This is a genomic window from Serratia sp. SSNIH1 (assembly GCF_002935055.1).
Taxonomy (GTDB): domain Bacteria; phylum Pseudomonadota; class Gammaproteobacteria; order Enterobacterales; family Enterobacteriaceae; genus Serratia; species Serratia nevei.
In genome coordinates, this window is the sequence record NZ_CP026383.1 from 1,033,324 (window position 1) to 1,046,890 (window position 13,567).

Annotated in this window: 13 protein-coding genes; 11 read left to right on the plus strand and 2 right to left on the minus strand. The window is 60.9% G+C overall.

Annotated elements, in window-relative coordinates; all coding sequences use genetic code 11:
• Window positions 1-99: 99 nt before the first annotated feature.
• The 3 genes from C3F38_RS04925 (at window position 100) to C3F38_RS04935 (ending at window position 3,780) form a co-directional block, all read left to right on the plus strand.
• A complete protein-coding gene (locus tag C3F38_RS04925; protein WP_055317670.1) occupies window positions 100-1,491 on the plus strand; it encodes a GntP family permease in 1,392 nt (463 codons plus the stop codon).
• 12 nt (window positions 1,492-1,503) lie between these two features.
• Window positions 1,504-2,274, plus strand: coding sequence for a 3-hydroxybutyrate dehydrogenase (locus C3F38_RS04930; protein ID WP_055317669.1), 771 nt, complete (start codon window positions 1,504-1,506; stop codon window positions 2,272-2,274).
• 369 nt (window positions 2,275-2,643) lie between these two features.
• Entirely contained in the window at window positions 2,644-3,780 is a 1,137-nt protein-coding gene (locus C3F38_RS04935) for a porin (RefSeq protein WP_038878347.1), read from the plus strand.
• 38 nt (window positions 3,781-3,818) lie between these two features.
• On the opposite strand, the gene C3F38_RS04940 is transcribed toward C3F38_RS04935, so the two are convergent.
• On the minus strand, window positions 3,819-4,640 hold the full coding sequence (locus C3F38_RS04940; RefSeq protein WP_019453262.1) for a helix-turn-helix transcriptional regulator: 822 nt from the start codon (window positions 4,638-4,640) through the stop codon (window positions 3,819-3,821).
• 120 nt (window positions 4,641-4,760) lie between these two features.
• Between C3F38_RS04940 and C3F38_RS04945 the strand changes: the two genes are divergently transcribed.
• From C3F38_RS04945 to C3F38_RS04955, 3 genes are all read left to right on the plus strand, one after another.
• Window positions 4,761-5,138: a hypothetical protein gene (locus C3F38_RS04945; RefSeq protein ID WP_038878350.1), complete on the plus strand. Its 378-nt coding sequence runs from the start codon at window positions 4,761-4,763 to the stop codon at window positions 5,136-5,138.
• Between the two features lie 10 nt (window positions 5,139-5,148).
• Window positions 5,149-6,024, plus strand: coding sequence for a helix-turn-helix domain-containing protein (locus C3F38_RS04950; RefSeq protein ID WP_033652832.1), 876 nt, complete (start codon window positions 5,149-5,151; stop codon window positions 6,022-6,024).
• A 233-nt stretch (window positions 6,025-6,257) separates the two neighbouring features.
• A complete protein-coding gene (locus C3F38_RS04955) occupies window positions 6,258-7,178 on the plus strand; it encodes a L,D-transpeptidase family protein (protein ID WP_038878352.1) in 921 nt (306 codons plus the stop codon).
• Window positions 7,179-7,349: 171 nt separating this feature from the next.
• Here C3F38_RS04955 and C3F38_RS04960 read toward each other — a convergent pair whose 3' ends face one another.
• A complete protein-coding gene (locus C3F38_RS04960) occupies window positions 7,350-7,652 on the minus strand; it encodes a hypothetical protein (protein WP_033651388.1) in 303 nt (100 codons plus the stop codon).
• Window positions 7,653-8,181: 529 nt separating this feature from the next.
• Here C3F38_RS04960 and C3F38_RS04965 point away from each other — a divergent pair.
• Genes C3F38_RS04965 through C3F38_RS04985 form a run of 5 tightly spaced genes read left to right on the plus strand, consistent with a single transcriptional unit; the run spans window position 8,182 to window position 13,554 of the window.
• Window positions 8,182-8,589 (plus strand): biopolymer transporter ExbD, encoded by a 408-nt coding sequence (locus tag C3F38_RS04965; RefSeq protein WP_055317561.1) that lies wholly within the window; start codon window positions 8,182-8,184, stop codon window positions 8,587-8,589.
• A 1-nt stretch (window position 8,590) separates the two neighbouring features.
• Window positions 8,591-9,331 (plus strand): energy transducer TonB, encoded by a 741-nt coding sequence (locus C3F38_RS04970; protein WP_055317562.1) that lies wholly within the window; start codon window positions 8,591-8,593, stop codon window positions 9,329-9,331.
• Window positions 9,332-9,370: 39 nt separating this feature from the next.
• On the plus strand, window positions 9,371-11,614 hold the full coding sequence (locus C3F38_RS04975; RefSeq protein ID WP_047730797.1) for a TonB-dependent receptor: 2,244 nt from the start codon (window positions 9,371-9,373) through the stop codon (window positions 11,612-11,614).
• 46 nt (window positions 11,615-11,660) lie between these two features.
• Window positions 11,661-12,311, plus strand: a complete 651-nt coding sequence (locus C3F38_RS04980) for a MotA/TolQ/ExbB proton channel family protein (RefSeq protein WP_019454931.1) — start codon at window positions 11,661-11,663, stop codon at window positions 12,309-12,311.
• Complete coding sequence (locus tag C3F38_RS04985; RefSeq protein ID WP_055313405.1) at window positions 12,304-13,554, plus strand: phospholipase D-like domain-containing protein; 1,251 nt, start codon at window positions 12,304-12,306, stop codon at window positions 13,552-13,554. Before C3F38_RS04980 ends, C3F38_RS04985 begins: the two co-directional genes overlap by 8 nt.
• The last annotated feature ends 13 nt before the right edge of the window (window positions 13,555-13,567 follow it).

Below are 13,567 nucleotides of genomic sequence, written 5' to 3' on the forward strand. Positions count from 1 at the left end.
CGCGTGAATTCCCAGGAGCTTACTAAAGTAAGTGACTGGGGAGAACGCACGCAGGCAACAACGCTGCGGCACGAAAGACGCAGGGGAAAGAGGTGACCGATGAGCGTTTTGATTGCCCTGGCAGCACTGGGATTACTGATGCTGGCCGCCTACCGCGGCTACAGCGTGATTTTGTTCGCCCCGATCGCCGCGCTGGGCGCGGTGCTGTTGACTGACCCCGGCGCGGTGGCGCCGACCTTCACCGGGCTGTTTATGGAGAAGATGGTCGGCTTCGTGAAGCTCTACTTCCCGGTATTCCTGCTGGGGGCGGTATTCGGCAAGCTGATCGAGCTGTCCGGCTTCTCCCGTTCGATCGTCGCGGCGGCGATCCGCATTCTCGGCCGACGCCACGCCATTCCGGTGATCGTGCTGGTGTGCGCGCTGCTGACCTACGGCGGGGTGTCGCTGTTCGTGGTGGCGTTCGCGGTCTATCCGTTCGCCGCCGAGCTGTTCCGCCAGAGCGGCATCCCCAAGCGGCTGATCCCGGCCACCGTGGCGCTCGGCGCCTTTTCCTTCACCATGGACGCCTTGCCCGGCACGCCGCAGATCCAAAACATCATCCCGACCAGCTTCTTCGGCACCAATGCCTGGGCCGCGCCCTGGCTGGGGCTGATCGGCTCGCTGTTCATCATCGCGGTCGGTCTGCTGTATCTCGAACGCCAGCGGCGCAAGGCGCAGCTGAAGGGGGAGGGGTATGGCACCGATCTGCTGAACGAGCCGGAAACCCCGGACGACATCAACCTGCCGAACCCGCTGATCGCCATCCTGCCGTTGATTTTGGTCGGGGTATTCAACCTTGGCTTCACCCATTGGATCCCGCAGTGGTACGGTGCCAGCCACGAGCTGACGCTGCCGGGGCTGGCCAAGCCGATCACCACCGACGTGGCGAAGATCACCGCCATCTGGGCGGTGGAAGCGGCGCTGGTGTCGGGTATTCTGCTGGTGGTGGCGTTCGGCTTTCGCAATATTCGCGGCCGGCTGGCGGAAGGCAGCAAGACGGCGGTCGGCGGCGCGATCCTGGCGGCGATGAACACCGCCTCTGAATACGGCTTCGGCGCGGTGATCGCCGCGCTGCCGGGCTTTTTGGTGCTGTCGCAGGCGCTGTCGGCGATCCCCAACCCGCTGCTGAACGAAGCGATCAGCGTCACCCTGTTGGCCGGCATCACCGGATCGGCCTCCGGCGGCATGAGCATCGCGCTGGCGGCGATGTCCGACAGCTTTATCGCCGCCGCCCATGCGGCACAGATTCCGCTGGAGGTGCTGCACCGGGTGGCCTCGATGGCCAGTGGCGGCATGGACACCTTGCCGCACAACGGCGCGGTGATCACCCTGCTGGCGATCACTGGCCTTAGCCACCGGCAGGCCTATGGCGGCATCTTCGCCATCACCCTGATCAAGAGCGCCGCAGTGCTGTTCGTTGTCGGCGTGTTCTACCTGACCGGCATTGTTTAAAGGAGCGATACCATGAGTGTACAAGGCAAAACCGCGCTGGTGACCGGCTCGACCAGCGGCATCGGCCTCGGGATTGCGTCCGTGCTGGCCGCCGCCGGCGCGCGCGTGATCCTCAACGGCTTCGGCGATGTGGAAGCGGCGAAGGCGCAGGTCGCGCGGCTGGGCGCCCCGCCGGGGTATCACTGCGCCGATCTCGGCGATGCGGCCCAGATAGCGGACATGATGGACTATGCAGAACGCGAGTTCGGCGGCGTGGACATTCTGATAAACAACGCCGGCATTCAGCACGTGGCGCCGCTGGATCAGTTCCCGGTGGAGAAATGGAACGCCATCCTCGCCATCAACCTGTCGGCGGTGTTCCACACCTGCCGATTGGCGCTGCCGGGGATGCGCGAGCGCAACTGGGGGCGCATCATCAACGTGGCGTCGGTGCACGGGCTGGTGGCGTCGAAAGACAAGTCGGCCTATGTGGCGGCCAAGCATGGCGTGGTGGGGTTGACCAAGACGCTGGCGCTGGAGACCGCGCGCACGCCCGTCACCTGCAACGCCATTTGCCCCGGCTGGGTGCTGACGCCGTTGGTGCAGCAGCAGATCGACAAACGCATTGCCGCCGGGACCGACCCGCAGCGGGCGCGCGATGAGCTGTTGGCGGAGAAGCAGCCTTCGCAAGCGTTCGTCACGCCAGAGCAGCTCGGCGAGCTGGCGCTGTTCCTGTGCAGCGATGCGGCGGCGCAGGTACGCGGCGCCGCCTGGAACATGGACGGCGGTTGGCTGGCGCAGTAGTGAATTCTCTCTCGGAGCGCGCAACGCGCTCCGTCGTTATTTCCTGCCATAAGTTAATTCCCCTGCGTGACGGTTTACCTGCGGCAATAATATTTATTTGTTATTTGCTATTTTTATTCCCGGATAATCACGCCGGTTTATTTTGGGTGAAACGTGCGGATTGGTTTATTTCGTGCTGAGGTTATTACATTATTTTTCTTTGCGTTACAGATGAACACGTTTTTGCTGAAATTAAATCCAACCTGAAATAATGACAGGTTATGGCGTGAATTTTTATATCTTGCGTGCGCTGTTCACATCGGTTAATTATTTCTGCGTGGCTTAAGACCACCGTGTTTATAACAATAATTTTTTCGGGCAGGGGTAATAATGAGAAAAAATACAACGCCAATATTCATTGGCGGCGTCTTGCTGTCGGCGTTATCCGCCGGCGCACAGGCCGAGATCACCATTCTGGATAAAAACCCGCAGAGCAATGTGTTGCTGGCGCCGCTCAGTATAAAAGTGGGCGGCAGCATTCGCCCCGAGTGGATCTTCAATAACGGCCCGGAGCCGGGCTATGACAAAAACGGCCACGACGGCGGCACGCGTTTTCGCTTCAGCGGCGACTATGCGCTGACGCAGGACACTTCAATCATCGGCTATTACGAGTGGGGCGTCGATCTGGCGCACGCGCTCAGCTGGGACGGGCACTATAACGAAGACGGCAAGCGCGACTATCAGCGCCAGCTGTACGCCGGTTTCAAAGACGATCGTTACGGCACCCTGACCTACGGCCATCAATACGGCATCTATTATTCGGTGGTCGGCATCAAAAGCGACGTCTGGGATAACGATGGCCATGCGGGCGGCACCGGCATCGGTATTTCCGGCGATTATGACGGCGGCAATAAACCGAAAAACAGCATCAAGTACACCAATGATTTTGGGCCGGTAACGCTGTATGCCAACTATTTATTACCGGAAGACGATCTGCACACCGCGGATAATCTGATTTATCGCCGCAAGGGCGGGGGCGGGCTGGGCTTCGATTACAAGGTGACGAAGGATTTCACCTTCAGCGCGGCCTACAGTTATACCGACGCGAAGATCAAAGACAATCTGTACAGCGAAAAGGATTATCACCAGCAGCTGTCCGGCACCGCGTTAACCTGGCAGCCGAACAACTGGTACATCGTCGGCACCGCCAGCTACTACAAAGACTATGTGCCGAGCACCCGCCAGCGCACGCTGTCGCACTTCTTCGCCGGTGACGGCTACGGGCTGGAAGGCTTCGTCGGTTACACCTTCAATATCGACAAGCCGTTCCTCAAATCGATCCAGCCTTACGTGGCGGCGGACTCGCTGCGGCTGAAGGGGGACGAGGCGTATCATGCCAACCACGTTTACCTCGGCGCGGGCACCACCATCGGTTATGGTCTGTCGGTGTATGTGGAGCGCACGCTGGCCAACAGCAGCGACAATGAGCCGGACTCCACCTGGATTACGGTGTTCTACGACTTCTGATTCTCACCTGCTTCAAGCCGGCGTCTGCGCCGGCTTTTTCACATGGTAATTGCGCCGCCCAGGGTCTCTCCAGAGGCGTTGCGCTCTGCCAGGTAGCGCGCCGGCGGTTTGCCTACCGCCTTTCTGAACATGGTGACGAAGCCGCTGGCGCTCTCGTAGCCCAGATCCAGCGCCACCGTCTGTACGCTCTCGCCCTGCGTCAGGCGCTGCAGCGCCAGCATCACGTGCAGCTGGCGCCGCCAGTGGCCGAAGCTCATGCCCATCTGCTGTTGCAAGGTGCGGCTGAGGGAACGCTCGCTCATGCCGATGCGCTGCGCCCACTGCCCGAGGGTGGATTTGTCCGCCGGGCTGCTCAGCATGCCTTCGGTCAACTGCCGAATGCGCGCGTCGTCGGACACCGGCAGATGCAGGTTCTCGATCGGCGCGGCCGCCAGCTGGTCCAGCAATACCGCCGTCAGGCGCCCCTCGGCGCCCTGTTCGTCGTAGAGCGGCTCGAAGGTGCTGGCCTGCAGCAGCAGCTCGCGCAGCAGCGGCGAGACCGACAGCGTGCAGCAGTTTTGCGGCAGACCGGCGGCGGCATGTTGATCGACGAACAGGCAGTAGGCCTCGGTGGAGCCGGCCCCCTGGGCGTTGTGCAACACGTTGCCCGGCATCCACAGCGCGCACTGCGGCGGCACCAGCCACAGCCCGTTTTCCACTTCGCAGCGGATCATGCCGCGTACCGTGTAGATCAGCTGCGCCTTCTGATGGCGGTGCGGCTCCACTTCCCAGTCCTGTTCGAGGGTCGAACCTTGCAGGGCAAACAGCGGGCGTGGCACCTGATCGATATCCAGACAGTGGCGGGGGATCTGTACTTTCATGAGAACAATTCTCAATTTGGCGGAATTGAAAAGTATTATGTCCTGATTGCGCAATGTGGTCTAGCGCCGGTGCCGATAAAGTAAGCGCCAGTCCTACACCCTTTCCTGAGGAAACTGATTATGTCATTGGATACCGCCGATTTTCCGCTGGTATGGATGCGCCAAAACGGGCGCGATACCCAGGCCGAACTGGCCGAATTCAGCGCGCTGCTGGCGCGCGCCGAACCCTTTGTCCTGATGACCGACCGCAGCGTCGGCGATGAAGAACAAGAACATGACCGCGATGCCCGCACCCAGGTCGCGCTGTGGAAACGCGATAACCGCGAGGCGCTGAAGCTGTGGGTGAAAGGCATGATCATGCTGGAACCGGACGACGCCAAACGCGCGGCGGCGGAAGAATTCGCCGAATACGGCGCCAAGTTCTGGGGTTATCCGGTGCTGGTGGCCGCCGATGCAGCCGCAGGGCGGGTATTGGCGCAGACGTTATTGTTAAAATAAGGGGAATACCATGCACCAGCAACAGGTGATTGAACAGCTGCTGGCCTGGATCGAGCAGAGCCTGGATCAGCCGCTGACGCTGGACGACATTGCCGCCAAGTCCGGCTACTCCAAGTGGCATTTGCAGCGGATGTTCAAGCAACATACCGGCCATATTCTCGGCACTTACGCCCGCCGCAGAAGGCTGACCGCCGCCGCGCGCGAACTGCGCCTGACCGGCACCAGCGTGGCCTGCATCGCCGATACTTACCAGTTCGATTCGCAGCAGACCTTCACCCGTTGCTTCCGCAAACAGTTCGGTCTGCCGCCGGCCAGCTATCGCCGCAGCCAGGATTGGTCGAGCTACGGCCTGCAGCCGCCGCTGCGGCTGACCGAAACGCCGTTGCCGCAGGCCGATATCGTGACGCTGCCCGCCATGCAGCTGGTGGGCAACACCCAGCGCCGCAGCTTTACGCTGGGGCAGCTGGCGGCTTCCAAGTGCGAGCTGCGCCGCCACGCCTGGCGGCAGCTGCTGCAGCCGCAGGCGCTGCCGGAGGTGGTATACGGCCTCACCAGTCTGGAGGTTGACAGGCAACGCCGGGGTAATCCGCGCATGGCCTATACCGCCGCTCTGCCGGACGAAGGGGCGATGGGGGAGCGGGTGACTATCGAACAGGGGGAGTATGCCCGCTTCACCTATCAAGGGCAGGCGGAAGGGTTACAAAACTTTATCGTGCGGCTGTACGACACCGCGATGCCGCAGATGAACGCCGTCCGCCGGCCGGGGCAGGATATCGAGCGTTTCTACCCGGCGCAGGAGGGCAGCTGCCCGCTCGGCGGCGCGGCGATCCGCTGCGAATATCTGATCCCTATTCGGCGGGTGGAAGCGTTGGCCGCCGCCGGTTAGGCGGCGGTTCTCGCAAAAAGTCGCCTTCGTGGCGCGTCAGGTTACAAAAAATTGCGATATTACATCGGTAATGGTTCACACTTTGATTGATGTGCACATATAATGCGCATCCGGTCAAATCCCCCCTGGTTTTTCAGGCCGCAGCGCCGTTGGCTGCCGGCTGAAATGCAACGGGGTAAAGTGGCCGTAGAAACCGATATCCATAATCGCCAGTGGCCTTGACCAACACGAAGATGAAAATGAGCATTCGCGCGTTATTAACCCTGTTTACGGCACTGGTTGCATTCAGCCAGGCTGCCTTCGCCGTCGTCTACCCGCTGCCGCCAAAAGACAGCCGTTTGGTGGGCGAGAATATCCAAATCACCGTACCGGAAGACAGCAAACTGCCGCTGGAAAGCTTCGCCGCCCAGTATCAGATGGGGCTGAGCAACATGCTGGAGGCCAACCCGGGCGTGGATCCGTTCCTGCCGAAGGCCGGCAGCACCCTGACCATCCCGCAGCAGCTGATCCTGCCGGACGCGCCGCGTGAAGGCATCATCATCAACAGCGCCGAGATGCGTCTGTACTACTACCCGAAAGGGTCCAACACCGTGGTGGTGCTGCCGATCGGTATCGGCCAGCTGGGTAAAGACACCCCGCTGAACTGGACCACCACCGTACAGCGCAAGAAAGATGGCCCAACCTGGACGCCGACCGCCAAGATGCGCGCCGAATATGCAGCCGACGGTGAAATTCTGCCTGCGGTGTTCCCGGCCGGCCCGGATAACCCGATGGGGCTGTATGCGCTGTATGTCGGCCGCCTGTATGCGATTCACGGCACCAACGCCAACTTCGGCATCGGCCTGCGCGTGAGCCACGGCTGCGTGCGTCTGCGCGCCGACGACATCAAGTACCTGTTCGAGAAAGTGCCGGTCGGCACCCGCGTGCAGTTCATCAACGAACCGATGAAAGCCACCGTCGAACCGGACGGCTCGCGCTACGTGGAAGTGCACAACCCGCTGTCGGCCAACGAAGAGCAGCTGCAATCGAAAGATCCGGTGCCGCTGACCATCTCCGCGCCGGTCGGCAAAGTGCTGATGGACGCCGGCGTCAACCAGAGCGAAGTGGACGCGGCGATCAAGGCCCGTTCCGGTATGCCGGTGAAAGTGAACTGATCGCCTCGGGCTTCAGTGACAATGCCAAGAAGACGCCTGCGGGCGTCTTTTTTTATGGCCTGAAGTGCTGTCAGGATATTTACGCCGGGCGCGTCACCGTGATTAACGGTTTTTTATTCCCCGCGCGTCAGAAATAAAATAGCCGCCGTGTCGGCGGCCATTTTATTTCTATTACAGGCTGCCGCCGACTGAGGTCGAGGTGGAGCCGATAGTTTCACGGAAATGTTTTGCGTAGTCCGCCACTTCCTGCTGCGTATGCGTCAGGCCATAAAGCCCCAGCCCCACACCGCCTGCAACGCCGCCGATGAGGGTGCCGACCAGTTGGCCGACGGCACCGGCAATAAAGCCACCTGCGCCTGCGGATTTGCCTGCAATCAGCGCGCCGGTCATAGCGCCGTCCAGCAGCCCATCCCAGGCCGCGTTCAGATCGCCACCGCTAACGTACTGTTCTTCATATTGACTAAGTACTTTCATATACAATCCTTATAAATAAAAGGGTGACTTAGTGGGTTTGATTAAATTCGAAAATAACGCCGTAGCGCTATTTCACTTTAAAAATATAACAGCTGATAATCTGTTGGCAATAATATATCCAATGAGAAATATTGTTTGGTTATATATGCGAATATTTATTTTTTGTCGATATTTTTATGACAGGGGTTGAGAATGTTCTTGGTTAAAAAAGGCGATATCACTGGAGAACCCATCATGCCCTTATTGCGGACGGGCTGAGGCGATTTCCTCTTGTCGTTGCCGTGGGCCCGCTGTGGCTGTCACTATTTTCACATTTCAGGCTCTGCTACCCGTTAGGCGAATGCGTCCGCCCTGTGATTATTCCATTAAAAACTATAACTAATTAATGGGTTATATCTCCGCGCTCGGCTCCCGTCATTGAAAGAATTCTCGCAAAAAATCCACACTGTGAAAATAAGATCACACAAGCGTAACAAAAGGTAAACAAACCCCTCCTATATTGGCTGCTTCGCTTTTGGGAGGGAGTGTCATGCGTAACTGGAACGAACCGAAAAAGAATAAAGCGCACATCGAGCTGATCCCGATGATCGACGTGATGATGTTTTTATTGGTGTTTTTCGTCTTGATCAGCCTGAACGTCATTCCGGCGCTCGGGCTGAAAACGCAGCTGCCGTCTGCCGGCAGCGCGCAGCAGCTGAAACCGCAGAAAAAAGCGATCGTCACGCTGGGGGCCGACGAGCAGCTGCAGCTGGATGGCCAGCCGATCGCGCTCGGCGCGTTGGTTAATACGCTGAAGCAACAGCAGCAGGCCAACCAGACTACCACCATCATCGTCAACAGCGACAAGGGCGTGGCGGTCGAGCGGCTGGTGGCGGTCATGGACAACCTGCGCCAGGGCGGTTTTCTCTCCGTCTCCATCGCGACACGGAAGCTGTGACATGTATCTGCTCTATCGCTCACGTCATCTTTTCAGCTGGCTGCCGGCGCTGATTGTCGCCGGTTGCCTGCTGTTCGCCAGCCAGCAGGCGGCGCTGAAGATCCAGCCGCGCTACGACGAAACCGCCATCGAACTGGCGCTGGTGGAGCCTGAACCGGCGCCTGAACCTCAACCGCAAACGCCGCCGGACCCCCAGCCCGAACCGCCTCCGCCCGAGCCGGAGCCGATCCCCGAACCGGTGGTGCCGGCGCCGGAACCGATCGTGGAAGCCAAGCCGGTGCCGAAACCGCAGCCGAAGCCCAAACCGGTGAAGGAGAAAACCAAACCGGTAGAGAAGCCTAAAGCGACGCCGGCGCCTGCCGCCCCGCGCGCGCTGGTCAGCAAACCGGCGGCGCAGCCCGCCCCGGCCGCCCCGGTGGCGCCGAAGGTGAACGCGCAGGCGATTGAAAACGGCTATCTGCTGGCCTTGCGCCGCGAGCTGGAACAGCGCAAGCGCTACCCGAGCGGTCGCCAGGCCTCGCTCGAGCGCCCGCAGGGCAACGTCGAAGTGTGGCTGGAGGTCGATCGCAGCGGGCGGGTGCTCTCTTCCGGCATCGCCAACAAAGCCGCCAGCATGCTGCTGAACCGCGCGGCGATGAGCAGCCTGCAAAGCATCAGTTCAGTGAAGCCGTTCCCGAGCGAGGCGTTCGCCGGGCAAACAACCAAAAGATTTACCGCAACGCTCAATTATCAGGCGCCTTAGCGCAAGGGTTAATCGTTTGATTTTTATGGGATGCACACAATGAAATCGTTTAATCGTTCTGGGATCTATCTGGCGGTGATGTCGGCGATGCTGCCGGGTGCCGCGCTGGCGGCCGACGCCACCGATGTCGGCACCATCAGCGTCAAGGGGCAGTCGCTCGGCGGCGGCATGATGGTGCAGGATGACAGCGCCAAGGCGCGCTCCACCGTCACCAAAGAGGCGATGGACAAAATGCCGTCGGCGGCCAACGCCATCGACAAGCTGAAATACACGCCGGGCCTGAACGTCAACAGCAATGACGCCAGCGGCCTGAGCGGCGTGGACTACACCATGCGCGGCATGAACTCGGATCAGATCGGCCTGTCGATGGACGGCATTCCGATCAACGACTCCGGCAACTACGCGGTGTACCCGAACCTGCTCGGCGATGCGGAAAACCTGGAAGAGGTGTTCGTCACCCAGGGCTCTTCCGAAGCGGACGGCCCGCACATCGGCTCCAGCGGCGGCAACATCGGCCTGGTAACGCGCCGCCCGGCGAAAGACTTCGGCGGTTTCGTCAAGCAAACGCTGGGCAGCAACAGCCTGAGCAAAACCTTCGCCCGCCTGGACACCGGCGAGTACAACGGCTTCAGCAACTGGCTCTCCTATTCGCACACCGAAGCGAAGAAGTGGCGCGGCGAGGGGCGGCTGTACTCCGACAAGTTCGAGATGAACTCGCTGTATGAAGACGGCAACGGCAACAGCAGCAATCTGGTGATGAAGTACAACCGCCAGAACAACACCAACTACAACACCCTGAGCAAGGCGCAGTTCGAAAACGACGGCCGTGACACCGACTATGCCACCACGCCGGAGTACAACAACAAAGGGCAGTTGAACAAGTATTACAAGATTGAACGCAACCCGTTCGAAAACTTCACGCTGTCGTTCACCCAGAAGCTGCAGCTGCGCGATAACCTGTCGCTGACCCTGCAGCCGTATTACTACTGGGGCAACGGCGGCAGCTTCAACGGCCAGACGGCGTCGGTGCTGTCCAACACCTCCAGCAAGGCCGGGCAGTACGATCTCAGCAACCTGAAATCCAACACCTATTACCGCCCGTCGTGGACCCAAACCTGGCGGCCGGGCATCACCACCAAGCTGAAGTGGGACATCAACGAGCAGCACAGCCTGGACGTCGGCTACTGGTATGAGCGCGCGCGTCAGCTGCAGACCCAGCCGTTCATCAGCATCAAGGGCGACGGTAACCCGTCGCAGATTTGGGGCCAGCCGGGCGGATCCGATCAGGTGAAGGATGCCAACGGCAACACCGTTCAGGGGCGCAACCAGTACACCATCACCCCGGCGCAGAAGGTGTGGCTGCAGGACACCTGGTTCGCCACGCCGGACTGGACCTTCGTCGGCGGCCTGGCCTATCAGTACGTGGAGCGCAAAGGGGACAACCGCGGCAGCCTGTACAACGTGCCGGAGAAGCGCAAAGCCACCTATCATGAATTCCTGCCGAACTTCAGCGCCAGCTATAAGGTGAATCAGGAAAACCAGGTGTTCTACAACCTGACGCGCAACATGCGCACGCCGCCAAACTACGTGCTGTACAACGTCGGCGACTCGCTCAGCACCAAGCCGGAACTGAGCTGGAACCACGAACTGGGCTGGCGTTTCCAGCAGGAAGACATGCTGCTGAGCGCCACGCTGTTTTACATGCGCTACAGCGATCGCCAAATCTCCACCACCAACTCGGCCGGCGACTACGAGATGATGAACATCGGCAACGTGGAGAACAAAGGGCTGGAGCTGGAGTGGAGCGGCCAACTGCCGCATAACTTCAACTACTACACCTCTTATACCTACACCGAGTCGAAGCAGAAGAGCGACATTGTCAGCAACGGCGGGCTGCCGCTGCCGACCTCCGGCAAAGAGGTGCCGAACGTGCCGAAAAACCTGCTGAACATGACGCTGGGTTATGACGACGGGCTGTATTACGGCAGCGTCAGCGGCAAGTACGTCAGTTCGTTCTACGGCGATCTGACCAACGACGAGAAGATCGGCGGCCGCACGGTGTTCGATCTGGCGGCGGGGGTGCATCTGCCGGTGGACAAGAAAATCGTCAAAAGCGCCGCGCTGCGCTTTGGCATCAGCAACCTGTTTGACAAGGAATACCTGACCTCGGTGCGCACTACCACCTTTAACGCGGCGCCTTACGGCGGCGTGAAGGCCAGCACGCCGTATTACAACGTCGGCGAAGAACGCACCTTCAGCGTCTCGCTGGAAGCCACCTTTTAACTGAATATCCCGCCGCCTGACGGGCGGCGGGGAAGAGGAGCCCTGTATGGACGCCAATCTGTTGCACGACATTATTTTCTACGTGATGTACGCCGCACTGGCGATCGCGCTGGTGATCATCATCGAACGCACGCTGTACTTCGCCTATACCCAGCGCCAGGCGCGCCGGCTGGAGCAGGCGCTGACGCCGGACGTGCGTCGCGCCGCCGATCTGCCTGACGAGCTGACCCAGCGCAACAGCCTGCCGATGGCGGTGATCGCGCCGGTATTGGCGCAGAAGCACCGCGCCGGCGACCGCGAGGCGATCGGCGATCTGATCGACGCCCAGTACCTGCTGAGCAAGCCGCCGATGGCGCGCGGCCTGTGGCTGCTGGAAACCGTGGTCACCGCCGCGCCGTTGCTGGGGCTGCTGGGCACCGTGATGGGGATCATCGAAACCTTCAAGGCGCTGGCCGCCTCGGGGGTGTCCGAGCCGAGCCTGGTGTCGGCCGGGATGGGCACCGCGCTGTATGCCACTGGCCTCGGCATCGCCATCGCGCTGCTGTGCCTGGTGGCCAACAACTTCCTGCAGAGCCGCATGGAGCGCATCAACGAACTGCTGAAGGTGCTGTTGATCCGCGCCGGCCAACCGGCCAGCCGCCCGGAGAGCGGCAGCGGCGAACAATGGGTTGACAGCGGAGCGCCGCGCTATGCCTAATGGTCATCCAGTACGGCGGCCGCTCGGCCGCCTTTATACGGCATTGTGGGGCGGTTGTTTGTTGATGTTGAGCCAGAGCGCTGCGGCGCGTTTTGCGATTCCCGGCTATGAGCTGGTGTACACCGCACCGGTGGAAACCGCGCTGCAGGCCGACGACCTGCGCAACACCGCCGAGGTGTGGCGCGAGATGTTCGACGCGGCGAAAACCCGTATCGATCTGGGGCAGTTCTACGTGGCGAATCAGGACGGTTCGCTGCTGGACGGCGTGCTGCAGCACCTGAAGGCGGCCGGCGAACGCGGGGTGAAAATCCGCTTTTTGGTGGAAGATAAGGGCATTCGCATTTCTACCGCCGAGACGCTGGAACGGCTGAAGGCGATCCCCAATCTGGAGCTGCGCATTATTCCTTACCAGAAGCTGAGCGGCGGCATCCTGCACGCCAAGTATCTGCTGGTGGACGGCGAGCAGGCGTTCGTCGGCAGCCAGAACTTCGACTGGCGCGCGCTGGAGCATATTCACGAAACCGGGCTGCGCATCAGCGACGCCAAGGTGGTGGGGCAGATCCAGGCGATCTTCGAGCAGGATTGGCAGGCGCAGGCGCTGCTGGCGCAGGATAAGCCGGTGGCGCCGCTGCCCGATTCGCCGACGACGGCGCCGCCGCAGGGCAACTATCTGGTGGCCAGCCCGCGCGCCTACAACCCGGCGGGGGTGATCGACTCGCAGGCCGAGCTGCCGCGCTTGCTGGCCGGCGCCAAGCGGCGGGTGCGGGTGCAGGTGATGGATTACGCGCCGCTGTCGTTCGGCCCCGAACGCAGCCGCCCCTTCTACGCGGTGATCGACAACGCGCTGCGCAACGCGGCGGCGCGCGGGGTGCAGATCGAGCTGATGGTGGCCAACTGGAACACCAAAAAGCCGGATATCGCCTGGCTGAAGAGCCTGGCGCTGGTGCCGAACGTGCAGATCAAAGTGGTGACCATACCACCGGCCAGCAGCGGCTTCATTCCGTTTGCCCGCGTGATCCACAGCAAGCTGATGACCATCGACGATGAGATTGCCTGGGTGGGCACCAGCAACTGGACCGGCGGCTATCTGGACAACTCGCGCAATCTGGAGCTGGTGATGCACAGTGCGGCGATGAGCGGGCGGTTGGACCAGCTGTACCAACAGCTGTGGAACAGCGTCTACGCCGAACCGTTGCGGCTGGATTACGACTACCCGACGCCCAAGCCGGGCGGCGAATCCTGATAAGCAGGGCGCG

Excerpts from the sequence above, each read along its gene's own strand:
- C3F38_RS04930 (WP_055317669.1), top strand. The coding sequence starts at position 1,504 with ATGAGTGTACAAGGCAAAACCGCGCTGGTGACCGGCTCGACCAGCGGC.
- C3F38_RS04940 (WP_019453262.1), bottom strand. The coding sequence starts at position 4,640 with ATGAAAGTACAGATCCCCCGCCACTGTCTGGATATCGATCAGGTGCCA.
- C3F38_RS04935 (WP_038878347.1), top strand. The coding sequence starts at position 2,644 with ATGAGAAAAAATACAACGCCAATATTCATTGGCGGCGTCTTGCTGTCG.
- C3F38_RS04945 (WP_038878350.1), top strand. The coding sequence starts at position 4,761 with ATGTCATTGGATACCGCCGATTTTCCGCTGGTATGGATGCGCCAAAAC.
- C3F38_RS04970 (WP_055317562.1), top strand. The coding sequence starts at position 8,591 with ATGTATCTGCTCTATCGCTCACGTCATCTTTTCAGCTGGCTGCCGGCG.
- C3F38_RS04985 (WP_055313405.1), top strand. The coding sequence starts at position 12,304 with ATGCCTAATGGTCATCCAGTACGGCGGCCGCTCGGCCGCCTTTATACG.
- C3F38_RS04975 (WP_047730797.1), top strand. The coding sequence starts at position 9,371 with ATGAAATCGTTTAATCGTTCTGGGATCTATCTGGCGGTGATGTCGGCG.
- C3F38_RS04925 (WP_055317670.1), top strand. The coding sequence starts at position 100 with ATGAGCGTTTTGATTGCCCTGGCAGCACTGGGATTACTGATGCTGGCC.
- C3F38_RS04960 (WP_033651388.1), bottom strand. The coding sequence starts at position 7,652 with ATGAAAGTACTTAGTCAATATGAAGAACAGTACGTTAGCGGTGGCGAT.
- C3F38_RS04955 (WP_038878352.1), top strand. The coding sequence starts at position 6,258 with ATGAAAATGAGCATTCGCGCGTTATTAACCCTGTTTACGGCACTGGTT.
- C3F38_RS04965 (WP_055317561.1), top strand. The coding sequence starts at position 8,182 with ATGCGTAACTGGAACGAACCGAAAAAGAATAAAGCGCACATCGAGCTG.
- C3F38_RS04950 (WP_033652832.1), top strand. The coding sequence starts at position 5,149 with ATGCACCAGCAACAGGTGATTGAACAGCTGCTGGCCTGGATCGAGCAG.
- C3F38_RS04980 (WP_019454931.1), top strand. The coding sequence starts at position 11,661 with ATGGACGCCAATCTGTTGCACGACATTATTTTCTACGTGATGTACGCC.